At 62.0% G+C, this 26202-nt stretch carries 23 protein-coding genes; 6 read left to right on the top strand and 17 right to left on the bottom strand.

Annotated elements, in window-relative coordinates:
- Window positions 1–63 precede the first annotated feature (63 nt).
- Together oadA and F0A16_RS06985 are read right to left on the bottom strand one after the other, a co-directional pair.
- The gene (gene oadA, locus F0A16_RS06990) at window positions 64–1884 is read right to left on the bottom strand and encodes a sodium-extruding oxaloacetate decarboxylase subunit alpha (RefSeq protein WP_149434680.1); all 1821 of its coding nucleotides are present in this window, start codon (window positions 1882–1884) and stop codon (window positions 64–66) included.
- 55 nt (window positions 1885–1939) lie between these two features.
- A complete protein-coding gene (locus F0A16_RS06985; protein ID WP_149434679.1) occupies window positions 1940–3355 on the bottom strand; it encodes an acetyl-CoA carboxylase biotin carboxylase subunit in 1416 nt (471 codons plus the stop codon).
- A gap of 137 nt (window positions 3356–3492) precedes the next feature.
- Between F0A16_RS06985 and F0A16_RS06980 the strand changes: the two genes are divergently transcribed.
- Window positions 3493–4479, top strand: a complete 987-nt coding sequence (locus F0A16_RS06980; RefSeq protein WP_149434678.1) for a LysR family transcriptional regulator — start codon at window positions 3493–3495, stop codon at window positions 4477–4479.
- A 237-nt stretch (window positions 4480–4716) separates the two neighbouring features.
- On the opposite strand, the gene lipA is transcribed toward F0A16_RS06980, so the two are convergent.
- From lipA to F0A16_RS06920, 12 genes are all read right to left on the bottom strand, one after another.
- Window positions 4717–5706, bottom strand: coding sequence for a lipoyl synthase (gene lipA, locus F0A16_RS06975; protein WP_223119730.1), 990 nt, complete (start codon window positions 5704–5706; stop codon window positions 4717–4719).
- Window positions 5707–5741: 35 nt separating this feature from the next.
- Window positions 5742–6410: a lipoyl(octanoyl) transferase LipB gene (gene lipB / locus F0A16_RS06970; RefSeq protein ID WP_149434677.1), complete on the bottom strand. Its 669-nt coding sequence runs from the start codon at window positions 6408–6410 to the stop codon at window positions 5742–5744.
- A 5-nt stretch (window positions 6411–6415) separates the two neighbouring features.
- On the bottom strand, window positions 6416–6703 hold the full coding sequence (locus F0A16_RS06965; RefSeq protein ID WP_149434676.1) for an HP0495 family protein: 288 nt from the start codon (window positions 6701–6703) through the stop codon (window positions 6416–6418).
- Between the two features lie 138 nt (window positions 6704–6841).
- Window positions 6842–8062 carry a D-alanyl-D-alanine carboxypeptidase family protein gene (locus tag F0A16_RS06960; protein WP_149434675.1) on the bottom strand — a complete coding sequence of 407 codons (1221 nt, stop codon included), beginning with the start codon at window positions 8060–8062 and terminating at the stop codon, window positions 6842–6844.
- A 26-nt stretch (window positions 8063–8088) separates the two neighbouring features.
- Window positions 8089–9141 carry a septal ring lytic transglycosylase RlpA family protein gene (locus tag F0A16_RS06955; protein ID WP_239023740.1) on the bottom strand — a complete coding sequence of 351 codons (1053 nt, stop codon included), beginning with the start codon at window positions 9139–9141 and terminating at the stop codon, window positions 8089–8091.
- Window positions 9138–10169, bottom strand: coding sequence for a lytic murein transglycosylase B (mltB, locus tag F0A16_RS06950; RefSeq protein WP_239023739.1), 1032 nt, complete (start codon window positions 10167–10169; stop codon window positions 9138–9140). Before mltB ends, F0A16_RS06955 begins: the two co-directional genes overlap by 4 nt.
- Before the next feature lie 35 nt (window positions 10170–10204).
- On the bottom strand, window positions 10205–11347 hold the full coding sequence (gene rodA / locus F0A16_RS06945; protein WP_149434674.1) for a rod shape-determining protein RodA: 1143 nt from the start codon (window positions 11345–11347) through the stop codon (window positions 10205–10207).
- The gene (gene mrdA / locus F0A16_RS06940) at window positions 11337–13232 is read right to left on the bottom strand and encodes a penicillin-binding protein 2 (protein ID WP_149434673.1); all 1896 of its coding nucleotides are present in this window, start codon (window positions 13230–13232) and stop codon (window positions 11337–11339) included. Before mrdA ends, rodA begins: the two co-directional genes overlap by 11 nt.
- Before the next feature lie 105 nt (window positions 13233–13337).
- Window positions 13338–13805: a 23S rRNA (pseudouridine(1915)-N(3))-methyltransferase RlmH gene (rlmH, locus tag F0A16_RS06935; RefSeq protein ID WP_149434672.1), complete on the bottom strand. Its 468-nt coding sequence runs from the start codon at window positions 13803–13805 to the stop codon at window positions 13338–13340.
- Window positions 13802–14179: a ribosome silencing factor gene (rsfS, locus tag F0A16_RS06930; protein ID WP_149434671.1), complete on the bottom strand. Its 378-nt coding sequence runs from the start codon at window positions 14177–14179 to the stop codon at window positions 13802–13804. The genes rlmH and rsfS overlap by 4 nt, the downstream gene beginning before the upstream one ends.
- Before the next feature lie 114 nt (window positions 14180–14293).
- Window positions 14294–14968, bottom strand: coding sequence for a nicotinate-nucleotide adenylyltransferase (nadD, locus tag F0A16_RS06925; RefSeq protein WP_149434670.1), 675 nt, complete (start codon window positions 14966–14968; stop codon window positions 14294–14296).
- Window positions 14955–16238, bottom strand: coding sequence for a glutamate-5-semialdehyde dehydrogenase (locus F0A16_RS06920; RefSeq protein WP_149434669.1), 1284 nt, complete (start codon window positions 16236–16238; stop codon window positions 14955–14957). The genes nadD and F0A16_RS06920 overlap by 14 nt, the downstream gene beginning before the upstream one ends.
- A 209-nt stretch (window positions 16239–16447) precedes the next feature.
- Between F0A16_RS06920 and F0A16_RS06915 the strand changes: the two genes are divergently transcribed.
- From F0A16_RS06915 to F0A16_RS06905, 3 genes are read left to right on the top strand one after another with little or no spacing between them, the layout of a single operon-like run.
- Window positions 16448–17275, top strand: a complete 828-nt coding sequence (locus tag F0A16_RS06915; protein WP_149434668.1) for a hypothetical protein — start codon at window positions 16448–16450, stop codon at window positions 17273–17275.
- Complete coding sequence (locus F0A16_RS06910; RefSeq protein WP_149434667.1) at window positions 17266–18189, top strand: diguanylate cyclase domain-containing protein; 924 nt, start codon at window positions 17266–17268, stop codon at window positions 18187–18189. Before F0A16_RS06915 ends, F0A16_RS06910 begins: the two co-directional genes overlap by 10 nt.
- The gene (locus tag F0A16_RS06905) at window positions 18186–19592 is read left to right on the top strand and encodes a bifunctional DedA family/phosphatase PAP2 family protein (protein ID WP_149434666.1); all 1407 of its coding nucleotides are present in this window, start codon (window positions 18186–18188) and stop codon (window positions 19590–19592) included. The genes F0A16_RS06910 and F0A16_RS06905 overlap by 4 nt, the downstream gene beginning before the upstream one ends.
- Before the next feature lie 174 nt (window positions 19593–19766).
- Here the strand turns inward: F0A16_RS06905 and F0A16_RS06900 are convergent, their stop codons facing one another.
- Both F0A16_RS06900 and mpl read right to left on the bottom strand, forming a co-directional pair.
- Window positions 19767–20405, bottom strand: coding sequence for a flavin prenyltransferase UbiX (locus F0A16_RS06900; protein ID WP_149434665.1), 639 nt, complete (start codon window positions 20403–20405; stop codon window positions 19767–19769).
- Entirely contained in the window at window positions 20389–21762 is a 1374-nt protein-coding gene (gene mpl, locus F0A16_RS06895; protein WP_149434664.1) for a UDP-N-acetylmuramate:L-alanyl-gamma-D-glutamyl-meso-diaminopimelate ligase, read from the bottom strand. The genes F0A16_RS06900 and mpl overlap by 17 nt, the downstream gene beginning before the upstream one ends.
- 432 nt (window positions 21763–22194) lie before the next feature.
- Here mpl and F0A16_RS06890 point away from each other — a divergent pair, with 432 nt between their 5' ends.
- Complete coding sequence (locus F0A16_RS06890) at window positions 22195–23454, top strand: 6-phosphofructokinase (RefSeq protein ID WP_149434663.1); 1260 nt, start codon at window positions 22195–22197, stop codon at window positions 23452–23454.
- 399 nt (window positions 23455–23853) lie between these two features.
- Window positions 23854–24402, top strand: coding sequence for a glycine zipper 2TM domain-containing protein (locus F0A16_RS06885; RefSeq protein ID WP_149434662.1), 549 nt, complete (start codon window positions 23854–23856; stop codon window positions 24400–24402).
- A 1002-nt stretch (window positions 24403–25404) separates the two neighbouring features.
- On the opposite strand, the gene F0A16_RS06880 is transcribed toward F0A16_RS06885, so the two are convergent.
- Complete coding sequence (locus F0A16_RS06880; protein WP_149434661.1) at window positions 25405–26151, bottom strand: HesA/MoeB/ThiF family protein; 747 nt, start codon at window positions 26149–26151, stop codon at window positions 25405–25407.
- Window positions 26152–26202: the final 51 nt, after the last annotated feature.

Genomic DNA, 26202 nt, shown 5'->3' with positions numbered 1-26202 from the left:
ACGCGGAGCCTAGCTCCGCGTCTTTTCGTCGTGCCGTAATCGACGGCGCAGCGCCCACGGTCGCTATTCAATCTCGACCAGCACCTCGCCGGGCGTCACCCGATCCCCCTTGGCCACGTGAACGGCCTTGACCGTGCCACTGATTCTCGCCTGGACCTCGGTTTCCATCTTCATGGCCTCGGTGATCAGCACGGCCTGCCCTTCCTTCACGCTGTCGCCCTCGGCGACCAGCACATCGACGATATTCCCCGGCATCGACGTGGTGACGTGTCCCGGAGAGCTGGCCTTGGCCCGCCCCCCGCTCTTGCCTTCCTGGACGAACTCGTCCTTGGCTTCGAACACGACCTCTTCCGGCATGCCATCGAGCGTCAAATAGACCCGGCGCTTGCGACCGCTGCCGCTGCCGACGCCCGTGATCTGTACCTCGTAGGACTCACCGTGAACGTCGATGACGAACTCGGTAGGCACGCCTTCGGACACCGGCCGGCTGGCGCCGCCGGAGGCTTCAGCGACCGGAATCGGTTCGGCCACCAGAGTGCCGTCACGCCGCCCCTGCAGATACTCCCGCCCGAGATCGGGGAACATGGCGAAAGTCAGCACGTCCTCCTCGTTATTCGCGAGATAGCCAATCTCCTGCTCGAGCTTGGCCATCTCGGGCTTGATGTGATCAGCGGGTCGGCCATCGTCGACCGACTCGTTGCCGATCGCCTTGCGACGAACATCCGCGTTCACCTCAGCGGGCGGCTGACCATAACCGCCCAGCAGGTACCGCTTCACTTCGTTGGTGATCGACTTGTAACGCTCGCCGGTCAACACGTTCATGGCCGCCTGTGTGCCGACGATCTGCGAAGTCGGCGTCACCAGCGGCGGATAGCCGAGATCGGCACGGACCTTGGGAATCTCGTCGAATACGTCCTGGATCCGGCCCAGGGCATTCTGCTCTTTCATCTGATTGGCGAGGTTCGACATCATGCCACCCGGTACCTGCCAGATCTGTACGCTGACGTCCTCGCGAGTGTACTCGCTCTCGAAAGCCGCATATTTCTTGCGGACTTCACGGAAGTAGTCGCCGATCTCTTTCAACGCCACCAGATCCAGGCCGGTGTCGTAGGGCGTGTCCTGGAACGCCGCGACCATCGCCTCGGTCGACGGGTGGCTGGTGCCTCCGGCAAAGGCGGAGATGCAGGTATCGATGTGTCGGCATCCCGCCTCGATCGCCTTCATCTGGCTCAGGGAGGCGAGCCCGGATGTCGCGTGAGCATGGAGATGAATCGGAACGTCTACCGCCTCGACCAGCGCCTGCACCAACTCGCCGGTCGCGTACGGCGTCAACAGGCCCGCCATGTCCTTGATCGCGATGGAGTCGGCGCCCATATCGACGAGTCGCTTGGCCTGCTCGACGTACATGTCACGGGTATGAACCGGACTGACGGTATAGCAGATCGTTCCCTGGGCATGCTTGCCGCTGGCCTTGACCGCCTTCATGGCAGTCTCGAGATTGCGCAGGTCGTTCAACGCATCGAAGACCCGGAAGATATCGATCCCGTTATCGGCCGAACGCGCGACGAACCGCTCGACGACATCGTCCGCGTAGTGACGATAGCCGAGCAGATTCTGACCGCGCAGCAGCATCTGCAGTGGCGTACCGGGTAGCGCCTCGCGCAGCGATTGCAGACGTTCCCACGGATCCTCCTTGAGGAATCGCACGCAGGCATCGAAGGTGGCACCGCCCCACACCTCCAGAGAATGGAACCCGATCGCATCAAGCTTGGCGCAGATCGGCAGCATATCCTCGGTGCGCATGCGCGTGGCGAGCAGCGACTGATGTCCATCTCGCAGAACGACATCGCTGATCTTGACGGATGACGGCTCGGCTTCGTTCATTTTTGTCTCCTGATTCTGGTCCCGATCGATTCGTCGCATTTCGAGTTGGCCGCGCTCAGAGTCCGGCATGGGCCGCAATGGCCGCCGATATCGCCAGGGCGATCTCCTCCGGATTGCGCTTGACGGAGTAGTTGAGTAATTCTGGATGCGCGGGAACGAACCCGGTATCGAACTGGCCAGCGCGGAACGTAGGGTGACGAAGAATTTCCTGATAGTACGGTGCGGTGGTCTTCACCCCCTGAAGGCGCATATCGTTCAATGCCCTGATGCCCCGGTTGAGCGTTTCCTCCCAGGTCATTCCCCACACGATCAGCTTGAGACACATCGAATCGAAGTATGGCGGGATGGTGTAACCGGTGTAGATTGCGGTGTCGGTGCGGACGCCGGGGCCACCGGGTGCGTAGTAGCGAGTTATGCGGCCAAAGCTGGGCAGGAAGTCGTTCTTGGGGTCCTCGGCGTTGATACGGAACTGGATCGCGTAGCCCTGATGGCGAATGTCCTCCTGGCGGTAGGCCAGTCTTTCCCCCGCGGCGATGCGCAATTGCTCTCGAACGATGTCGACCCCGGTGATCGCCTCGGTGATGGTGTGCTCGACCTGGACCCGGGTATTCATCTCCATGAAGTAGACTTCATTGTCCTTGACCAGAAACTCCACGGTACCGGCGTTCTCGTAATTCACGGCGCTGGCGGCACGGACCGCCATCTTGCCAACGTAGCTGCGCTGCTCCGGAGTCAACTGCGGACTGGGGGCGATCTCGATCAGTTTCTGATTACGACGCTGAATCGAGCAGTCGCGCTCAAACAGATGAATGACGCCACCGTGACCATCCGCCAGCACCTGGACTTCGATGTGCAGCGGATCGACGACGCACTTCTCCATGAACACCTCGGCGCTGCCGAATGCCTTGGTCGCCTCGGAGATCACCCGGTCCCAGGCCTGCGCCAGTTGATCGGGCGTGTCGCAACGGCGGATACCCCGCCCACCGCCGCCGGACGTCGCCTTGAGCATGACCGGATACCCGACCTCCTCAGCCACCGTCAGCGCCTCTTCACGGCTGGCGAGGTTGCCCTCGGATCCCGGCGTGATGGGTACGCCGGCTTCCCGCATGGCCGCTCGCGCCGCCGTCTTGTCGCCCATCTTGGCGATGACTTCGGCACTCGGGCCGACGAAAGCGATACCGGCCTCGCTACAGATCCTGGCGAACTCGGCACTCTCGGACAGAAAACCGTAGCCGGGGTGAATGGCGTCGCAACCGGTTTCCCGTGCCAGATTGACGACACGCCTCGGGTCCAGATAACCCGCCAACGGCTCCTCCCCGACGAAATACGCCTCGTCGGCGCCTTTGACGTGTAGCGAAAAGCGGTCGGGTTCGGTATAGATCGCGACCGAACGGATGCCCATCTCGGCACAGGCCCGTACAATACGTACGGCAATCTCGCCACGGTTGGCGATCAGCAGCTTTTTAAACACCGTAAGCTCTCCCGGTTGGCGGATAAGCGTTGGTTCTCCTTGGCTCTACGCTAGCCATCCAGGACCCAATAGAAAAATTGATATTTTTTTGCCAACCTATAAGCTCCACCTTATACCTGACCGCGAGAGCGTACCGAATGTCGAGACCCAACCTGCTCAATCGCCTGACATTCCGTCAGCTTCAGGTCTTCCAGGCTGTCCATCGACAGCAGTCCTACTCGCGCGCCGCAGAGCAACTGGGTCTGACACAGCCCGCCGTCAGCGCTCAAATCCGGCAGCTCGAGCAGGCACTGGCCCAGCCGCTGTTCAAGTATGCCGGCAAGACACTTCACATCCTGCCCGCCGCCGATGCCTTGGCCGCCTCGGTGCAGTCGATCTTCGGTCAGGTCTCCAGCCTTCAGATGGAGTTATCGGAGCTGGCCGGCACCATCCGCGGCGAACTCAACCTGGCCGCCGTCTCGACGGCTCAATACGTGGTGCCGCACATCCTGGCTCGCTTTCGCGCCCGCTACCCGGAGGTTCAGATTCGGTTGCGCGTCTGCAACCGGGGGCAAGCGCTCGAGCGACTGGCGGAAAGGCGGGATGACCTGGTGATCATGGGCATGGTGCCGGACGACCCCAATCTCGTCTTCATGCCCATTCTGGACAACGAATTGATTCCCGTCGTCTGGCCGGGCCATCCGTTGGTGACCGCCGACAGGGCCACGCTCGAGGATTTCGCGAGACACTATTTGCTGATGAGAGAACCGGGGTCCGGGGCACGCACGGCATTCGAGGATTTCGCGGCGCGGGAGCGCATTTCACTGCATCACACCATTGAACTCGGCACCAACGAGGCCATCAAGCAAGGGGTCATGGCCCATCTCGGCGTCGCCGTATTACCGAGACTGGCCGTACAATTGGAACTCGCATCGGGCCTGCTGGCGAGCCCGACGATTCCGGGCTTCCCGCTGAGGCGCTCGTGGTGCACGGTCTACCCCAAGGATCGTTACCCGACCCCGGTGACGGAACTCTTCCTGCGTTTCGTGCGCGAACTGCTGCCAGAGTTGAACGCACACTTCCGGGGGCCAATCACCCCGATCGAGACGCCTACACTATTGTGCCTTCCTGCCGATGATGGCTAGACGCCATCATCGTTCAGGCCTGAAAGCGGCACTTCGCGGAGATTCGCGCCGACACGCAGAACGTTTCAATACCACAATATGCCATCCGTGCCACGTCAGATGCATCGACACTCAAGCAAGACGATCGTTTCCCCAAGCCTTGGCGCCAGGCCAGCACCACGACAATCACTCACCAGAGACGGAACGGGCCCGCCGATGGAAGCGGCGGGCCCGACCGAGATTCGATTCAGGAGGAGGTTACTTCACTTCGACCCCATGGGCCTGCTTGTCGGCATGGTACGAGGAGCGAACCAGTGGCCCGGACGCGACGTGAGTGAAGCCCATGTTCCTGCCCTGCTCGGCGAACCAGTCGAATGTCTTGGGATGCACCCAGCGATCGACAGGCAGATGGTTACGGGACGGCTGCATGTACTGCCCGAGCGTCAACATGTCGACATCGTGCGCACGCAGGTCACGCATTACCTCGATGACCTGCTCGTCGGTCTCGCCCACCCCGAGCATCAGCCCAGACTTGGTCATCACTTCCGGACGGCGAGTCTTGTACCCCTTCAACAGGTCCAACGACCACTGATAGTCCGCACCGGGCCGAACCTTGCGGTAAAGGGACGGCACCGTCTCCAGATTGTGATTGAAAACGTCCGGCGCCTCGCCTTCCAGGATATCGAGAGCCACCTGCATGCGGCCGCGGAAATCGGGCACCAGAACCTCGATCTCGATCTCCGGGCTATCACGGCGTATCTCGCGAATGCAGTTGGCAAAGTGCTGCGCCCCACCGTCGCGCAGATCATCACGATCCACGGAGGTCACGACGACATAATTGAGCCGCATTTCGGCAATGGCTTCGGCCAACTCGCGCGGCTCATTCTCGTTGAGCACGTTGGGACGCCCGTGTGCGACATCGCAAAACGGGCAACGCCGGGTGCAGATGTCGCCCATGATCATGAACGTCGCCGTCCCGCCGCTGAAACATTCGCCCAGATTGGGACAGGAAGCCTCTTCACAAACGGTGTGCAGCCCATGCTTTCGCAACGTCTGCTTGATATGGGTCACCTGGGGAGAGACCGGCATCCTGACCCTCAGCCAGTCCGGCTTCTTCGGCAGGGTTTCGGTCGGAATAACCTTGACGGGAATCCGCGATACCTTGTCGGCACCGCGCAGTTTGACACCCCGCTCGGCACGGGCAGGCTTCTTGGCCTCGGGCGTTTGCATCACGGTCGTCTCGGTCATAGGTCCCTTCCTGATAGGTCTTGGAACGCCGGCAGCTAGGCAGTCGCTACCGGTTCAAAAGCTTGTGGCCACCGTGGCCGATCCTCGAGCTTCACCGCCAGCCGCTGCGCGAAACAGTCGGCCAGCCTCGTGGATTCACGGTCGAACGAGATCGGTCCAGGCAGATGATCGCGCAGTTGGGTCATCTTCAGGCCCGAATAGCCACACGGGTTGATACGGGAAAATGGCGACAGGTCCATGTCGACGTTGAGGGCAACCCCATGAAAGCTGCAGCCTCTTCGAATCCGCAGGCCCAGCGAGGCGATCTTGTCGTCACCGACATAGACTCCCGGTGCGTCCGGTCGCGCCCGAGCCGAAATGCCATGATGGGCCAGCAGATCGACGACCGCGCTCTCGAGCAGCGTCACCAGTTCACGCACTCCCAGTCCTCGTCGGCGAACGTCCAGCAGCGGGTACAGCACGATCTGGCCTGGCCCATGATAGGTCACCTGCCCTCCCCGATCACTCGCCACCACCGGGATGTCGCCAGGCATCAGCAGGTGTTCCGGCTTGCCCGCACGCCCCTGCGTGAACACGGGCTCGTGCTCCACCAGCCACAGCTGATCCGGCTCTGCGCTGTCGCGGCCATCGGTGAAACGCGACATTGCCTGCCAGACCGGCAGGTAGGGCTGACGCCCGAGGCGATAGAGCGACAGAGCGGACATCGGCGTCATAGCACCATGTGGACCCGACCGGTGGCCTTCAGATCCTGAAACAGCGCATTCAACTGCGCCTCGCCGGTGGCATGGATGACCACACGCAGCGACTGGAACCGGCCATTGCGACTGTCGGAGAGCTTGATCGATGCCGGATCGAAACCGGGCGCATGACTCTCGATCACATCACTGACGACCGCCACGAAATCGTCGGCAGCGTCGCCAACCACCCGTATCGGGTAATCGCAGGGAAACTCGACCTTGGGCCGGGGAAGATCAACATCGCTGGGAGTCTGGGTCATGGCATCTGGGAACGGAAGACATTTCCGACTATTCTACTCAACATTTACCCAGCTCACCAACCGATGCCGCCCCTCCGCCCCGCAGAATTCCTCCGAGGCGGCGGGAGAGGCGCCGCCGGGGCGACGCCAGAGCGGTACTCAGTCGAACAGGCCGGTCACGAACAGCACGATGGAGTCCCAGACGCGCTTGAAGATGCTGCCCTCTTCGACACCTTCCAGCGCGACCAGCGGCTCTTGTCCCAGCACCTCGTCGCCGGACTTGATTTCCAGCGTGCCGACCTGTTGGCCCGCCTGAATCGGCGCATGCAGCGTCTCCGGCAGGTTGAGGCGAGCGGTCAGGTTGTCGGCACTGCCCCGCGGTACGGTCATGCTGACCGCATCCTTGACGCCGAGGCGAACGGTATCGCTGTCGCCACCCCAGACCCGCGCCTTGTTGAGCACGGAACCGGCATCGTAGAGCTTGCGGGTCTGGAAGAAGCGGAAACCGTAATTGAGCAGACGCTGAGTCTCGGCCGCTCGTGCTTCATCGGAGTTGGTGCCCATGACCACCGCAATCAGGCGCGTATCCTGCTTCTTGGCGGATGCGACCAGACAGTAGCCGGCGGCTTCCGTATGCCCGGTCTTCAGGCCGTCGACGTCCGGATCACGCCATAGCAGGCGGTTCCGATTGGGCTGACGGATATCATTGTAGGTGAAGTATTTTTCGGAATAGACCTGATAGTGGTCGGGAAAGTCCATGATGATATGGCGCGCGAGAATCGCCAGGTCGTGAGCGGACGAGTAGTGATCGTCGTGCGGTAGTCCCGTGGGGTTCATGAAATGGCTGTTCTGCATGCCCATGCGCTGGGCCTGCTGATTCATCAGGTCAGCGAAAGCCGACTCGCTGCCGGCGACGTACTCCGACAGCGCCACGCTGGCGTCGTTGCCGGATTGCACGACCACGCCGCGCAGCAGATCCTCGACGCTGACCTGGGTGCCCTCTTGGATGAACATGCGGGAGCCGCCCGTGCGCCAGGCATTTTCGCTCACACTGACCATGTCGCTGTCGGAGATGCTGCCACCGTCGATCTCCTGTTCGACGATGTACGCCGTCATCATCTTGGTCAGACTGGCCGGAGGCAGACGCTGGTCCCCGTTGTGATTCACCAGCAACTGACCCGTGGAGGCATCCATCAGCACCCAGGAAGAAGCCGCCAGATCCGGCGGCGATGGAATCAGTTGCCCCGGTTCCGGATTGGCCGTGGACATCTGGCTGTCGGGAGTGGGCTGCTGGGCGCCGACCGGTGATGAAAATAGCCCCAGACACAATGACGCTGAGATGACCAGGCGTGAAACAGACGAAGTGAACAACGCTTTCATGACAATCGGGTTCTCATTGGAAAAGGTTACTGTGTGGGCGCTACCAGGAGCACCTGGCTGTAGCCGGCATCTCGCAAGGTAGCTCTGATGGATTCGAGCGATGCCAGGTCATCGAGGGGCCCGACCTGGACACGATAGAGAGGTGTCGCATTGTCAATGCGAACCGGTCGCGACAGCAAGCCCTGCAGGCGGCTTTTCAGCGCCTCCGCCTTGGCCTGAGAGCCCAGTGCGGCGACCTGAACGTAGCGCTGCCCGGCAGACGAACGCGAAGCGCCAGGCGCTGCTGCGGCATTGCCAGGTGGCGCGGAGGCGACAGCCGCGGGGTCGCCGTCATTGGCCGCCGAGAGGATGGGATCGATTCTCGCCTCGTAGTTCACCGCCGAGCCGACGCCCGACTTCGGGTCGGCCGGCCGGCTCGGCGCGGCCCGTTTCGATACCGCGGGCGAGGCGGATCGGGATGCGATATCGGTCTGTCCGGAAGAGCTGTCCGTAGAATTCGATCGGCCATGGGTACGCGCCCAGGCCACGGGGTCGATCGCCTCCACTTTCACCCGCCCCGTTCCGCCCTTCAGGATTCCCAGCCGGGCGGCCGCCGCATAGGAAAGATCGATCAGGCGGTCGCTGTGAAACGGGCCACGGTCGTTGACGCGAACGATGACCTTGCGACCGTTGTCGAGGTTGGTGACGCGGGCGTAGGTCGGCAGGGGGAGCGAGCGATGCGCCGCCGACATCTTGTACATGTCGTAGGTCTCACCGTTGGCGGTGTCGTAGCCCTGGAACTTGACCCCATACCAGGAAGCACGACCTTCAGCCGAGTATCCGGTCGGATCATCGAGTACGTGGTAAGTCTTCCCCCAGACGCTATACGTTGAACGATTGCCGCTTCTGGAGCGCGGCTCGACCCTGGGCACCGCGTCCGGCACGTTGGCGACGTCCTCGGGCGAGTCGGGGTAAGCGTCCTGGTCCATTGCGTAGCGCCCGCCGCCCTGCTGGGAGCCGCCACCGCCGGCACAACCCGCCAGTATCGACACCAGCACGATCATCGGCAAACCGCGCCATGTCATGCCTCGACGCGTCATACCCCGTCATCCATGGCCGTTTGAATGCGCTGGGCCAGTGTCGCCACCGCCATGGCGTAGAGATGACTGTGGTTGTAACGCGTGATGACGTGGAAATTGTCGAGACCCAGTACGTAGCGGACGTGGCCATCGGCGAAATCCAGCGCCAGCGGCACGACCTTGTCCTGCGGCTGGAGATTTCCCGCCGTCGGTTCGATACCCACGCGCTTCAGGGCCTCGACCGTGGTATCCGGCGGCGCGGTGCGGTTGAATTTCACATCGGGTGGCAGCGCCTCGGGACCACTGGCCTCGACCAGCACCGGCCGGTGTCGCTGCCAGCCATGCTCGCTGAAATAATTGGCGATGCTGCCGATGGCATCGACCGGATCATTCCACAGGTCTTTCAAACCGTCGCCGTCGAAATCGACCGCGTAGGCCTGGTAGCTCGTCGGGATGAACTGGGGATATCCCATGGCCCCGGCATAGGAGCCGTAGAGCGTCTGTGGGTCGACCCCCTGCCCCAGCGTGATTTCGAGAAAGGCCGCGAGTTCACCCCGGAAGAATCCACTCCGCGTGGGATGATGAAACGCCAGCGTCGACAGGGAGTCGAGCACGCGATGTGTCCCCTTGTGCCGGCCGTACTGGGTCTCGACTCCCAAGATTGCTACCACGACTTCCGGGGGCACGCCGTAGCGCCGTTCGGCGCGCTCGAGGGCTTCCCGGTTGGCGTCGAGAAAAGCGACCCCCTGCCGTATCCGCTCGGGCTGTATGAAGATGTCGCGATACTCGTCCCAGCGCAGCCGTCGCTCCGCCGCGTGGTTCATCGCCTCCAGCACCTGGGGCCGATATCTCGCCGCCCGCATGGCCGCATCGAGTTCTTGCTCCGACACGCCCTGCCGGGACAGCGACTCCAGCATCGCCTTCACCTCGGGGTGGGTGGCGGGATCGAAATCCTCCTCGCCCTGCGCGGCCGCGCTCGCCATGCCCAGCAGCCCCAGCAGCAGCAGAGTGAGGCTGAATCGAACTTCTCGTCTCCAACGCAGCGGCATGCGCGACTCGCTCCCTGATTGCGGCTTGTCCAGCGTCAGTGTGTCAACAGACGCCGGTGCGTGTGAATCGACATGAGAATACCGAACCCGGCCATCAAGGTCACGCTGGAGGTCCCGCCATAGCTGACCAGCGGCAGCGGCACCCCGACGACCGGCAGAATGCCGCTGACCATGCCGATATTCACGAATACGTAGATGAAAAACGTCAGCACGATGCTGCCGGCCAGCAGGCGTCCGTAGGTGTCCTGCGCGTTGTTGGCCATCACCAGCCCACGCGCGACCAGCAGCAGATAGAGAACCAGGATGGTGCCCATGCCGATCAGCCCGAACTCCTCCCCGAGTACGGCGACGATGAAGTCGGTGTGGCGTTCGGGCAGAAACTCGAGCTGGGACTGGGTCCCCAACCCCCAGCCCTTGCCTTCCAGTCCCCCACTGCCGATCGCCGTCTTGGACTGGATGATGTTCCAGCCGGCGCCCAGCGGATCGCTCTCCGGGTTGAGGAAGGTCAACACCCGCTGGCGCTGATAGTCATGCATGTTGATCCACAGCAGCGGCATCGCGCCACCGGCCATCGCCACGAGCGTCACGATGAACTTCCAGGAAAGTCCCGCCAGCAGAATCACGAATACTGCGGCACAGGTGACCAGCAGCGAGGTCCCCAGGTCGGGCTGGCGAGCGATCAGCAACACCGGGACGCCGACGATCACCCCGCACACCAGAAGGTCGCGCCATGTGGGCGGCAGAGGTCGGCGGTGAAGGTAGGCGGCCAGCATCATCGGCATGGCGATCTTCATCAGCTCCGAGGGCTGGAAACGCAGCGGGCCGATCTCCAGCCAGCGCTGCGCCCCCATGCCGATGTCTCCCATGATCTCGACGGCGACCAGCATCAGCAGCCCCGCACCATACGCGACCGGCGTCCACCGGAGCAGCGTGACGGGGGTGAACTGCGCGATGACGATCGCGCCAAGCAGCGCAACCCCCATGCGGGAAGCCTGCGCCATCGTCGTCGAGGTCGACATGCCGCTGGCGCTGTAGAGCACCACCAGGCCAAAGGAGATCAGCAGCACCAGGATCGACAGTAACCAGGGATCGAGATGGATGCGTAGCCATATCGAACGCTTGCGCCCGACTCGTGCCCGATGTGTTCGCGGTGCCACGCGCTGGAAATCAATCGCCATCGATACTCTCGACTTCTTCGTTGACCGTGGTGTCCGGTCGATTCTTCAGTTCGCCGTCCGGCAACAGCCAGGCATCGGTCAGTTCGCGCCCCAGACCGGAAACGCCGCCGCCGGCGTTCTCGACGATGACCGCGATTGCGATCTGCGGATCCTCGACCGGTGCGAAGCCGATGAACAGAGCGTGGTCCCGAAGTCGTTCCGTCAGTTCGTCGGCGTCGTACTTCTGATTCTGCCCCAGCGAAAACACCTGGGCGGTGCCAGTCTTCGCCGCCATCTCGTACTGCAGGCCGGCTCCCACCTTGCGGGCGGTCCCCTCGGACCCCTGGAGTACCGCTTCCATCCCCTTGTAAACGTCCTGCCACCAGCGTGCCTGGTCGACCTGAACGTCCGGCTTGGTGTCGGCGAAAGGCGGTTCGATGACTTGATCGCCAATCCGCTTGGCCAGATGCGGCCGAACCCAGTGGCCATGGTTGGCCAGCGTGGCGGTGGCCGCGGCCAGTTGGAGCGGCGTGGCCATGAAATACCCCTGGCCGATACCCGCGGAGAGCGTCTCGCCGGGGTACCACGCCTGATTGTACTTCTCGCGCTTCCACTCGCGGGAGGGCATCAGGCCCGGGGCTGCGCCCTGCACATCCAACGAGGTGACCTCACCGAAGCCGAACTGATGCATGAACGAGGAGAGTCGGTCGATGCCCAGCCGGTAGGCCATGGTGTAGAAGTAAGTATTGTTGGAGACCTCCAGCGCCCGCTCGAGATCGACTCGCCCGTGCCCCCAGCGCAGCCAGTTGTGGTAGCGCCGCGTGTCGTTGGGCAACTGGAAATATCCAGGGTCATAGATGACGTCGTTGGGCTTGACCACGCCATCCTGCAACGCCGCCAGCGCCTCGAAAGGCTTGATGGTGGAGCCGGGAGGGTACTGGCCCCGAACCGCGCGGTTATACAAGGGCAGATCGAGATTCTGCTGCAGGGCCCGGTAATCGTCATAGGAGATGCCGGTCACGAACTTGTTGATGTCGAAGCCGGGCGCCGAGACCATCGCCAGGATGTCGCCGGTCTTGGGCTGGATCGCCACGATGGCGCCCCGCCGGCCATCCAGCAGGTCGTAGGCCATGTGCTGAAGGCGACTGTCGATGGTCAGCGTGATGTCCTTCCCGGGCACCGGCGAATCTCGGTCCAGCTCCCGCAGGACTCTGCCCCGCGCGTTGGTCTCGACCTTGCGAAGGCCCGCCTTGCCGTGGAGTTGATCCTCGTAGGTGTACTCGATGCCGGTTTTGCCGATGAAGTGGGTTCCGGCATAGTCCCCCGAGTCCAGTTCGGCCAGTTCTTCCTCGTTGATCCGCCCGACGTACCCCAGCACATGCGACATCACGATGGGATCAGGGTAGTAGCGCATCAACTGGGCCTCGACCTCAACGCCGCTGAGCAAGTATCGGTTCACCGCCAGACGCGCGATCTGATCTTCCGTCAGGTCGCTCATCAGAAGTGCTGGCTGGTAAGGTCTCTGACGCTGACGGGAGCGCTCGCGGAAGGTCGCCACCTCGTCCTCGGGCAGATCGAGAATATCGATCAGCCGCTGCAGCGTGGTATCCAGATCATCGACACGCTCACGCACGATCGTGAGATTGTAGGTCGGACGGTTTTCCGCTAGCAGCTTGCCGTTGCGGTCATAGATCAGCCCGCGACGGGGCGGTAGCGGCTCGACCCGCATGCGGTTGTTGTCAGACCGGGTGATGAAGACGTCGTGCTCGATGACCTGCAGGTAGAACAGCCGGGAAACCAGCCCCCCGGCCATCAGCACGATGACCAGAGCGGCGACCAGTGAGCGGTTACGGAAGATTCGGACTTCCTGCTCGTGATTCTTGATGTTTTCGCGGCGCTTACGCATGACGAGAATGACGGTTCAGGGCATGAGGAGCCCCGGAGCGGGCATGGCGTCCAACGGCGTCGCTGTCGGCGGTATCGAATGGAAACAAGCGACTGACTCTCTGACTCAACGGTGGTACGGATGCCCTGCAAGCAATGTCCAGGCACGGTAGAACTGCTCCGCCAGCACCACGCGCACCAGCGGGTGTGGCAGCGTCAGCGCGGAAAGCGACCAGGAGACCTGAGCCCGGGCGGCAACTCGGGGATCGAGACCATCCGGGCCACCCACCACCAGCGCGACGTCTTGCCCCTCCAACCGCCACGCGCCGAGACGTTCGGCCAGTTGCTCTGTCGTCCAGGGCTGCCCTTTGACCTCGAGCGCGACGATACGTTCCTGATCTTTCAGCTTTTCCAGCATCCGATCACCCTCGGCCCGAACCGCCCGCGCGATATCGGCATTCTTGCCACGAGCGCCAGGAGGAATCTCGACCACCTCTAGCGGCATTTCTCGCGGCAGACGCTTGCGATACTCATCGACACCAGCCTCGACCCAGGCCGGCATGCGAGAGCCGACGGCCAGCAGCCGGATTCTCATCCCCGCAGCTCTTTCCGATCCGAACCGCCAGTGGCTCGCCGGGCATCGGCGGGCAAGTCGGCCCAGAGACGCTCGAGATCGTAGAGCTGCCGGGTCTCTGGCATCATCACGTGCGCGATGACATCACCCAGATCCACCAGCACCCACTCCCCGCTCTGCTGCCCTTCCACACCCAACGGGCGAAAGCCGGCCTCCTTGGCTTTCTCGATCACGTTGTCCGCCAGGGCGGAGACGTGACGCGAGGACGTGCCACTGGCAACGACCATGACATCGGTTACGCTGGTCAATTCGGCCACGTCCAGCTCGACGACATCGCGCGCCTTCAGTTCCTCGAGTGCTTCCACCACCAATGATTTAAGCGTATCTGTCTGCATAGCTCCTCGTCATATAACCCCTTCCGAGGAAGGGAATCGCTACCCCCGGGATCCGGGAGAGGCGCATTTTACGCGGATGGACCATTAACGCCAGCCCCGCTCTTTTGATATCGCTCACGAATGGCGATAGAGGGCATGACTGGCGATATAGCACTCCACCGCTTCGGGAATCAGATAGCGCACGCTAAGCCCTTGTTGCAGGCGTCGCCGCACTTCGGTGGCCGCAATGGCCATACGGCTCGGCAGGCGCAGGCGTAGTAGATGGCCTCCAGGCGCGGCCATCATCGACTCCACCGTCGACACCTCCCGCCCCTCGATCAATGAGGCCAACGCCGGCTCCAGCGGCGCCTTGTGGTCGGGACGATCGATCACCACGATGTGCGCCAGCGACAGCAGTCTCTCCCGCTGGTGCCATTCCGGAAGGCCGAGAAACGCATCGTGACCGACCGCCATGATCAACCTCGCCTGCTCGCCCCATTCTTCACGCAACGACGCCAGCGTATCGACGGAATAGGAGTGGCCCGAGCGGCGCACCTCGCGATCGTCGGCCACCAGCCCTGGCGTGTCGCCGATACCGGCTCTCAGCATGGCCAGGCGATGCTCGGCGGAAATCCCCGGCGCTTTCCGGTGCGGCGGCACGTGAGCCGGAATCATGTGTACCGCATCCAATGCCAACGCCTCTCCCAATTCGACGGCACTGCGTAGATGCCCCATGTGAACCGGGTCGAAAGTGCCACCCAGCATCGCGATGCGTGGAATCGAGAAATCCTGCACGTCAGTTCCGCACATGGCCGTCACCGAAGACGACATACTTTCGAGTGGTCAGGCCCTCGAGGCCGACAGGGCCCCGGGCGTGAAGCTTGTTGGTGGAGATGCCAATTTCCGCCCCCAGCCCGTATTCGAAACCGTCGGCGAAGCGCGTCGAGGCATTCACCATCACCGAACTGGAGTCCACCTCGCCAAGAAACCGCCGGGCGAGCGTCAGGTTTTCCGTCACAATGGCATCGGTATGCTGCGATCCATAGGTATTGATGTGATCGACGGCCTGGTCGAAATCGTCCACAACCCGGATGGAAACGATCGGTGCCAGATACTCCGTCGACCAATCCTCGACCGTTGCCGCCACGGCATCGCCTATCCACTCACGCGTGCGTGCGCACCCCCGCATCTCGACGCTCTTATTGCGATAGATAGCCGCCACCCGCGGCAACACCTGTCCCGCGATGTCGACATGAACGAGCAGGGTCTCCATGGTGTTGCAGGGCGAATAGCGCTGGGTCTTGGCGTTGTCCGCGATCGCCACCGCCTTGTCCAGGTTCGCGGCAGCATCGATATAGACGTGACAAATGCCATCAAGATGCTTGATGACCGGCACCGTCGCCTCGCTGGCGATGCGCGCGATCAAAGACTTCCCCCCCCGCGGCACGATGACGTCCACGAACCGCGGCATCGTGATCAGTTCACCCACCGCCGCGCGATCCGTGGTCGCAACGATTTGCACGGCGGTAGCGAGCAGACCGGCATCCGCCAGGCCATGACCTATGCACTCGGCAATCATCGCGTTGCTGGAGGCGGCCTCAGACCCGCCGCGAAGGATGCAAGCATTGCCCGACTTCAGACACAGGCTCGCCGCCTCCACGGTGACGTTGGGCCGAGACTCGTAGATGATGCCGATCACGCCCAGGGGCACGCGCATCTGTCCAACCTGAATCCCGCTCGGCCGATAGCTCAGGCCGTCGATCTGACCGACGGGATCGGCAAGCGCGGCGACTTGCCGAACGCCGAGGATCATCGTGTCGATCCGATCGGGGGTCAGTGCCAGGCGATCCAGCAGCGCATCGCTCAAACCGTTTTCGCGACCACGGGCCAGGTCGTCCTGGTTGGCCGACGCCAACGCCGGCCTGGCGTCATTCAGGCGCGCCGCGATAGCCTCGAGCGCAGCGTTTTTCCGGCCGGTGTCGACACGCCTCAACTCGGCACTCGCAACGCGTGCCTGCCGCCCCAACGCCTGCATGTATTCGGCGATATCCTCGACCCGTGGGGTCGCAGTCTGCTGCATGGTGTACTATCTCTTGTCAGTGGTAGTCCGCGACGAACGACGTTCGGCATCGAATCGAGAACGTCTCGACTGGCCAGGAAGCTTGACGCCAGAGATACGATAGGGCTTTGTTCTCTATTGCCATCGGCGCTATACGGTTATTCCCGGCACACGTGATAGTGAGAGACGAATCGCGCAAGCCATTCGCAATCGGTCCAATATAAGCCACCATGCAAAGCAAGTACAAAAGCCTCGGCTCCCGAACCCTACTGTCACTTCTCTCGCTGCTCGCCCTGCTGGCGGGCTGGCTGGCGGAGGACGCCACACGGGTGGTTGCCTGGATCGGTTGCATCGCGTTTGCCCTTTTGACGGTTCGCCCCTCGCGCCTCTCTCACTGGCTCCCCATCATGATCGCTCTACTGAGCATCGCGCTGCTTGCCACCCATCACGCCAGTAGCCATATCTGGTTGTGGGCGCTGCCGTTGTGCCTGCTGGGATTGCCAGGCAGGGCCGGGGTCACCGCCAGCGTGCTGATTTATGTCCTAAGCGTCATCTACGTCGGCTGGACCCTGCCCCTGCCTACCGCCGTCGTCGCCGGCATCGCTCTGGCCATCGTCTGGCTGCTGTGCCTGGATCGACAGAGAGTATCCGCGAAGACACCAGCGGACACCCAATCGAGCTGGCTTCTCCCAGCCGCCCAACTGGATAGCGGCATTCAACGAGAACTGAAACGGGCCGAGCGTGAGTCGTTACATGCGGAAGTCACGGTTTTCGGCTGCGCCCGCTCGACGACGGCCGACATGGCAGCACTCTGCCGCCGCCTTCAGGAAGCGCTGACGCTTTACGAACGCGCCTATCGTCTCAATGATTACGGTATCGCCGTGATCGTGGTGGCCACCAGCGCCGAGACGGCCAAACAGCGACGGCAGCAGTTGCGCCATGCGATTGCCCCGCACAAAGAGGTATCTTCAACGCCCCTGACGGAGATCGGGAATCGCTTCGCGAATTATCACGGCAAACGATCCTCCCCGGTTCCGGAGGTGCAGCCTTGGCATTGAGTCGATACAAGTTGATCGCTCAACTTCTCACGCTGGCATTACTGCTGGGTCTTGCCCTGTGGGAACATCTGATGCGTCACTACGATCTGATACTGCCGCCCACACTGATGGCCATCGCGCTGCTCGTCTCCATACCGCTGCAATGTCTCGACCGCCTGCATCCCGCTATCACCGACCACATATTGCTGTTCGGCGGTTTGGTTCTGTGTATCCTGGAAGCCCCCAGTAGCAACAACCCCATGTTGTGGCTGGGGCTGTCGATCACGCTCAGCTATTTGTTGTTGCCTCCCTTGCCGGCATTGCTGCTGACCCTGCTTCTGGTCCCCGTCTCGCTGGCATCGCTCGGCGAAACACACATGACGGCCATGAACCTGGTACTTGGCTGGTGGCTCTCTCTCACGGCGGCCACCTTGGCCCTGTTATTGGGCAGCACGTCCCGCACGCTGCGTTTCACGCTGAGGCCCTGGCGGGACGACAGGCGGCCTGCCAGTGAATTCATCACCAGAAATCTGGAAATGGAAGTGGCCAGGGCGTCCGCACTCGACCGCCCGCTGAGCGTGCTGGTACTTTACATTCCGCAACTGGATCAGGCTGGCGACCAGTTCGGCGGTCACATGCGCGAAATACTGTCAGCGAGTTTCAGCGAGGTGATCTCCGACAACAGCCGGCAAAGTGACCTGCTCGGCGAACATCATGCCAATGTCTTCTGGCTTATTCTGCCCAATGCCGGCGAACCCGGTGCCGTGGTAGCGGCCAAGCGGCTTTCGGATGCCGTAACGTCTGTCACACACCCGGAGATCGGATCTTTGGAAAGCTTCAGTCGAGTGTGCACACTGCGTGCTCAAGAGGACGTCGAAAGCTTTTCGCAACGTCTGGAAACCGCCGCCAACAAACTGCTGGAACCACGCGCTTGAATCTTACCCACTGGCTCTATTCTCTCGCGCCCCCTCCCGAGCTGTTGCTGGTCATAATATTCGTGGTGGCCTTGATCGAGTCACTCGCCGTCATCGGTATCCTCGTCCCCGGCGTCGTGTTGCTGGGTGCGGCAGCCTCGATCGCCGGTCATGACGACGTTCCCCTGTGGTCGATATTGATTGCCGGCATCCTGGGCGCGTTCGCCGGGGACAATCTCAGCTTCTGGCTGGGCCGCACGCAGCGCGCCCGTATTCCGCACTGGTGGCCGCTGTCACGCCATCCGCAGTGGCTGGCCCAAGGCCACGAGTTTTTCCAGCGCTACGGCATCCTGTCTGTTGTCGTCGGCCGTTTTTTCGGTCCTGTTCGCCCGTTCATTCCCATGATCGCAGGCATGCTATCGATGCCGACGAAGCGTTTCACGCTCGTCAATTTCGTCTCCGCGATGGCATGGGCCCCGGCTTACCTGCTACCCGGCTACCTCCTCGGTCGCTCCTGGGAGGAGTTGATGCAACTGCCTTCCGGCGCCGAGCGGTGGCTATTGGCCCTGTCCGTCTCGCTGCTGGTGCTGGCACTGCTGTTTTCGTGGATTCGCTATCAGCTCAGTGCCGAAGGTCGTTTGCACGCTTGGCTGGAGAGGCGCATGGTGGGCAGTCCCCGACTGGCCAAAAGCTGGCATGCGTTGTGCTCGCCGCCCCCGGCCAGCGAATTCCCGCTGGCGTCATTGTCGCTGCTCGTGACGAGCTTGATCGCCCTGGTCGCTTGGACGGCGTGGGTCCTGATGCACGATGGCCCGCTACCCATGGACCAGCAGATCCATTCCCTCGCCGGACTGCTACAGCGCAACTGGCTCATCGGAACCAGCGAGATCCTCGCCAAGGTGGGTGATGCACTGGGCATCGGCGTCCTGATGGCGCCCTGGTTCTTGTGGCTGCTGTGGGCAAAGCGCTTCGCCGCGCTGCTTCATATCGCCGGCGCCCTGATTCTCGTCGCCGTCAGCAACACGGTCTTCAAATCTCTGGCGGGCCGCGCCCGCCCGGATACGCCGGATTACCTGACGGGGTCGATGTCCTATCCCAGCGCCCATACCTCGACGATCGTCGTCGTGGTTGGGCTGACCGCCGCCTTTGCAGCCCAGGTGATGCCGCAGCGCTATCGTGGGTATGCTTACTGGCTGGGCATCGTCGCTTGCGTTCCCATGGCCCTGTCCAGGCTCGTGATTGGCGTCCACTGGGCCAGCGACTTGATTGGTGGCGCCCTGCTGGGGCTGATCGTCTGCGCCCTGACGCGAATCAGTTATCAGCATTTTCAGCGGCCCGAGCGCGACATGCCCCCCTGGGCCTGGCTCTGTGCAGCCTCGCTGGTATTGGAAATCCTGCGAGTCACCCTCTTTGCCCCCGTTTAGGAGTCTGTTGGGCTTAACACTAATCTGCTGCGAACCCCGGGCTTCTGGCCAATTTCATTCGATCGGATGCGTTAAATAGCGGGCTATTCGCCTTACCCGATCGATGAACTTGATTCAAAATCCGTTTTTTCTCGCGACAATTGGTCAAGCCCGACAGACTCCTGGGTCTGCCGATCAATCGCCCCAGCGCGGCATCAGCGTCTGGGCGACATCCAACTGGTTGAGAATGCGTGCCACGACGAAGTCGACCATCGCCTTGACGCTGTCCGGGCGATGATAGAAACCGGGGGCGGCCGGCAGTATCACACTACCCATGTTGGTCAACTTCAGCATGTTTTCGAGGTGGACGGCCGAGAGCGGCGTTTCTCTGGGAACCAGGATCAGTTTTCGTCGCTCCTTCAACGCAACGTCGGCGGCGCGCTCGATTAGGTTGTTGCTGGCGCCGCAGGCCACAGCGGACAAGGTGCCGGTCGAACAGGGGCAGATGACCAGTGCTTGCCAATTCCCCGAACCGGATGCCACCGGTGCCATCCAGTCTTCGCGCCCGAAGCAGCGGACCTGCCCCTCTTCAGCGTCGAATCGCCTCGCCAGGTCCCGCGCCAGCCGGTCCGGCTGGGCCGGCAGCTCGATCTCGGTCTCGACAGCGATAACGCGATGGGCCGCCTTGGATACCATCACGTAGACCTCGTGGCCGGCGGCGATCAGGCACTCGATCAGGCGTAACCCATACTGGACGCCGGAAGCGCCAGTAAGCGCCACCGCGATCGGTGCCCGATATTTCTTCGGAGAAGTCGCATCACCGCGAACTGCCATGTCGTACCTCCAGTGCCCGCAATAACTTATCGTGGATGCCGCCGAAACCGCCATTCGACATGACGACGATCCGGTCGCCGGATACCGCCTGTTCGACGACGTGGGCGACGAGCACGTCGAGATCGGTCTCGACGCGACTGGCCGCATGCCCGGCAATCACGTCGGCCAGCGACCAGTCGAGCCCGGGAGGCTGATACCACCAGGCGCTGTCTGCCAGCGCTACGCTATCGATCAGGCGCGCCCTCATGCTGCCCTGACGCATAGTGTTGGAACGGGGTTCGATCACCGCCAGCAGCCGACCGCCATGCCGGTCGTGGTTCAGCCCCTCGAGCGTCAGCGCGATGGCCGTGGGGTGGTGGGCGAAGTCGTCGAGGACCTGTATTCCACCCACCTCGCCGCGGATCTCCTGGCGCCGTCGGGGCGCGGCGAATGTCGCCAGTGCCCGGCAACCCTCGACCAGAGGGACGCCCAGCCGGCTGGCCGCGGCCAGGGCGGCGACGGCGTTGGCGGCGTTGTGTCGGCCACTCATCGCCCAGCGGACGATATGACTCTCACCACCCGAGACTACGGTGAAGGCGCGACTGTCGTCCGGATCGAGCAGCAGTTGCCACTCGCTCCCGGCCAGTTGCCCAAAGCGCTGCACCGGCGTCCAGCAGCCCTGATCCAGCACCCGCTCCAACGCCGGTTCGTCATCCGCGACCAGCAGCGAGCCATTACCCGGCACGGTGCGCACGAAGTGGTGAAACTGGCGCTCGATGGCCGCCAGATCAGGAAAGATATCGGCGTGATCGAACTCGAGATTGTTGAGAACGGCGATGTCCGGCCTGTAATGGACGAATTTCGAACGTTTGTCGAAAAACGCCGTATCGTACTCGTCCGCCTCGACGACGAAAGGCGCACCACCCCCTCCGAGCCGAGCGGAGAGGCCGAAGTTGCGAAGCACGCCTCCGATCAGGAATCCCGGCTCGAGACCCGCGCATTCCAGTATCCATGCCAGCAGGCTGGCAGTGGTCGTCTTGCCGTGCGTCCCGGCCACCGCCAGGACCCGACGCCCCGGCAATACCTGCTCGGCCAGCCACTGCGGCCCGGAGACATAGGGAAGCTTGGCATTCAACAGCGCCTCGATCTCCGGGTTGCCTCGGGAGAGCGCATTGCCGACGATGACCAGATCAGGCGACGGCCGCAAATTATCGGCGTGATAGCCCTCCTTCAGTTCGACGCCCATGTCCCGAAGCTGGAGGCTCATCGGCGGGTAGACATTGGCGTCCGACCCCGTCACGCGATGCCCCAGCATCTTGGCCAAGCGTGCCAGACTCCCCATGAAAGTCCCGCAAATCCCCACTACATGAACGTGCATCCGAACTCTCCCTCACATTAGCCGGCGAGCCTAGCATGGCCTCCTGGACCGGGCCACCGGACGCTTTGCGCGCTCCCTCGGGCACCGTGGCATGCGTGAAGCCGGCCTCGTCGAACCGGCGAGCCGACTCGGCGAATCCGACCATGCTGGCATCCCCCTCATTCCTCAGGCGCAGAAAATTGATCGCCCCCTCACTACCGCCTCGTATTAACAGGCATTCGCCTTTCGGCTATGCTGGGCCCGCATTCGTGCCCCGGCCCTCGACAGGGAGGTGTCACACGATTGGCCAGTCAGTTTCATCCTCTTGTGATGATTCAAGGTCGATCATTGCCAGCGCGAGATCGTCATGGAAGCCCGCGTGGGTGTGTGACCAAGCACGCCGCGCCATGACGCGAGACCAGCACAACCGAACCTCAGGAGATGAGAGCCGATATGGCCAAGCATAATGCGTTCTACGCCCAGTCCGGTGGCGTCACCGCCGTCATCAACGCCAGCGCCTGTGGCGTGATCGAAGCCTGCCGTCGTCACTCGGATCGCATCGGCCATCTCTACGCGGGGCACAACGGCATCATTGGCGCGCTTCTGGAAGACCTGATCGATACCAACCAGGAGAGCGAAGAGGCGATCGCGGCACTGCGCCACACACCCGGCGGGGCGTTCGGCTCCTGTCGCTACAAGCTCAAGTCCATCGAGACGCATCGCGCCGAGTACGAGCGCTTGATCGAGGTATTCAAGGCTCACGATATCCGCTACTTCTTCTATAATGGCGGCGGCGATAGTGCCGACACCTGCCTCAAGGTCTCCCAGCTGTCGGAGACGATGGGCTACCCATTGACTGCCATCCACGTTCCCAAGACCGTCGACAACGACCTTCCCATCACCGACAACTCCCCCGGCTTCGGCAGTGTCGCCAAGTACGTCGCCACCTCGACGCGCGAAGCGGCGCTCGACATCGAGTCGATGTGCTCGACGTCCACCAAGGTCTTCATTCTCGAAGTGATGGGTCGACATGCCGGCTGGATCGCCGCCGCCGGCGCCCTGTCCGGAGAATCTCCGGAAGAGGCACCGCATCTGATCATCTTCCCGGAGATCGCGTTCGACCGGGCGAAGGTCATGGCGCGTATCGACGAGGCGGTCAAGCATCACGGATTCTGCGTGCTCGTGGTCTCCGAAGGCGCCCAGTACGCCGACGGGACTTTCCTCACCGATTCGGGCAGCACCGACGCCTTCGGCCACAAGCAGCTCGGCGGGGTCGCCCCCACCCTGGCGTCGATGGTCAAGGAAGATCTCGGCCACAAGTACCACTGGGCGGTGGCCGATTATCTGCAGCGGGCCGCTCGTCACATCGCCTCCAAAACCGATGTCAACCAGGCCTATGCCGTGGGCGAAGCCGCCGTCGAACTCGCGTTGGCAGGCCAGAACTCGATGATGCCTGCCATCAAGCGCGTCTCCGATGCCCCTTACGAATGGAAGGTCGAACCGGCCTCCCTGTCCGAGATCGCCAACCACGAAAAATTCATGCCGCGGGACTACATCAGCGAAGACGGTTTCTATATCAGCGAAGCTGGCCGGCGCTATCTTGCGCCGCTGATTCTGGGCGAGGATTTCCCCCCATTCGAGAACGGCCTGCCCAAGGTCGCCAAACTGAAGAAGGCGAAAGTCGACCGCAAGCTGGCCAGGTTCGAGCTGTAAGCCACATCGGTATCAGGGTCGGCGCCGGCAACCCTGGTGCCGACGAGTCGCGCCCCCCCGCTATCTCTTCCCATCCTCTCCCTTTTCCACTCTCCGCTGGGAAGGCCGCTCAGCTCTCCCAGCCGCTCGAAGCTGACGCTCGCCGCCCCGGAGGATGTCCCCATTTGGAGACACTGTGGACACCAACATGAAAACAGTGTTCAAAAACCCACCAACCGGGCGCTCACCAACTGTTTCGAGACTATACTCACTCGATCTTGGGGAGACGTCCATGGAATGACATTCTCCGAGGATCATGCCAACCGGCAATCGATAGGGACACCACAGGAATTGCGTTGACTGCAGCGCTCGAGCGCATGACGGTTCGACGCTGCGGAGAACACAGAGAGGAGCAAGGTCATGAACAAACCGATCGTCATTGGTGGCGTCATTGCCGCACTGGGTATTGCCGGGGGCATCGCCGTCGGCTCCTATCAATCCTCCGAAAGCGGGCCCAGGTATGCGGAGATCGTCAGCGTCGAGCCAATCGTGCAGACCACCGAAACACCACGCGAAGTGTGCAAAAACGTCACGGTGACTCACCAGCGCCCGGTGAAAGACGAGAACCGCATCGCTGGCACCGCGATCGGCGCCATCGTCGGCGGCGTCGTGGGCAATCAGTTCGGTGGCGGCAGCGGCAAGAAGATCATGACGGCGGCGGGCGCCGTCGGTGGTGGCGTAGCGGGAAACCAGGTCCAGCAACAGATGCAGCAGGGCGACACCTACCAGACCACCGAACAGCGCTGCAGTACCGTCAACGACAGCAAAGACGAGACCGTGGGCTACGACGTTCGGTATCGCTATGACGGTGAAGTACATGAAGCCAAGCTGGATGACAAACCCGACAGCGACCGGGTTCTGATGCGCGACGGCGCTCCCCAGTGGAAGGATGATACTCAATCCTCCTGATGAGCTGGCCGCAGCTGTCTCTATTTCCGCCTGGAAGCCTCTGAAGATGAATCAGAGGCTTTCGCCATGTTATCGGGCCTAGCGATGAGTCGGTTTCCTCGGCCGTCCCTGAGGCCCGATTGGCTGACTTAGCGCGATTTCGATGGCGTGTTCTCTCTCGATTCCCTTATCAACGAGTTTCTTGACCCGCGTTTTCAATGTCCCCACCGGTATACCGGAAACTTGGGCGTGGTAGGCCAGGCTGCCTTCACGCGGCGCACTTCTTGTCCGTAGCTGGACAGGCTGAAAATCTCGCACGGTCAATTTCATGATCTTACCGAATATTCGCCTCCAATACGGCCATGATGCTAATGTGGCTGAACAGCGCCTGCCCTAAATTAATTAAAATTAACCAGCCTTATATCACCCTCCCTTCTCATTCACCTGGATCAAGGAATGACCGAAAAGAGTTATCCTTCAAAGGCCGAAACGAATCTCGATCTGCGTCGGGAATCCGAACTCAACTCGAATTATCGGCGTTGATATCAAAAGCTTGAGAACGTTGCAGAGCAGGAGTCCTGAAGGCGGGAAAATGACTGGCGGGTCGTGTAGAGATGGCTGACAAAAAAATGCCCGATAGACTCGATCGCTTGCGCTGAAGTCTATCGGGCCAAAGATCGCGGTATCGCGACCATGAACTTCCGGGCTACACACACCAGGTGCGCTCACCTCGATTCGCTAAATCATGGGATTCCGCTTGCACACCGGAAATCAACATATGGTAGATACGAACCCCACCCAACTACTATGGATATTAGGTTAGCAGGACATCGCGAGGGAGAGAAAGAGGAATTTCCATCGACTTTAGTGTTGCCGGACAAACGCCGCGCGCCGATCAGCGCCGTAACAGCCCCTCGGTCCGGTCGTGACGAGCCACGCTAGGGGATCGGCAGAACCATCGTCGCCTGCCATTGCCAGACGGGTCGCGATAGAGCGTCTCGTCCCCCGAAGGACCAGGAGCGTCTAACGGTTACCGCACACCGAGCAGTCAGGATCCCTGGGTAGCGCAAAGTGACGCCACTCGCCTTTCAGCGCGTCGAATGTCGATAGCCCACGATGAGGTTGCCCTGCACCACTGATCAACTTCATCGTCTCCAGCGCCTGGAAGCTGCCGATCAGGCCGACCAGTGGCGAAATGACACCGCTCTCCGCGCAGGTCAGCGCATCGTCATCCCCCTGCTCACCATAGAGGCAGGCATAACATGGCGATCGAGACTGACGTGGATCGAATACGGCCAACTGGCCTGAAAAGCGAATGGCAGCACCACTCACCAATGGTGTCCCGTTCTCGACACAAGCGCGATTGATGGCGAAGCGACTGGAGAAGCGATCCGTGCAATCCATCACGACATCGGCCAGCCCGACCTCCGTCATCAACGTCTCCCCGACAAGACGCGCATCCAGAGCCCGCACGTCGCACGCCGAGTTCAGACCCCGTGCCGCATCAGCCGCGGAACGCGCCTTGGAATGCCCCAGGCGCCCTTCCGCATGGGCGATCTGACGCTGCAGGTTGGATAGCTCGACGATGTCGTCGTCGGCAATGACCAGGTGGCCCACACCGGCCCCGGCCAGGTAAAGCGCGGCGGGAGACCCCAAGCCACCGGCACCGATGATCAATACGCGGGACGCCAGCAGGCGCTCCTGCCCCACAATGTCGATCTCATCGAGCATGATATGACGGCTGTAGCGTAGTAGTGCTTCGTCGTTCATGAATTTTCCTGGGCGCGAAAGCTACCGTTGTCGGCCAGTCCTACCCACGCG

The sequence above is a fragment of the Salinicola corii genome (genome assembly GCF_008298015.1).
GTDB lineage: Bacteria > Pseudomonadota > Gammaproteobacteria > Pseudomonadales > Halomonadaceae > Salinicola > Salinicola corii.
This window is presented reverse-complemented; position numbering and strand designations above follow the sequence as displayed.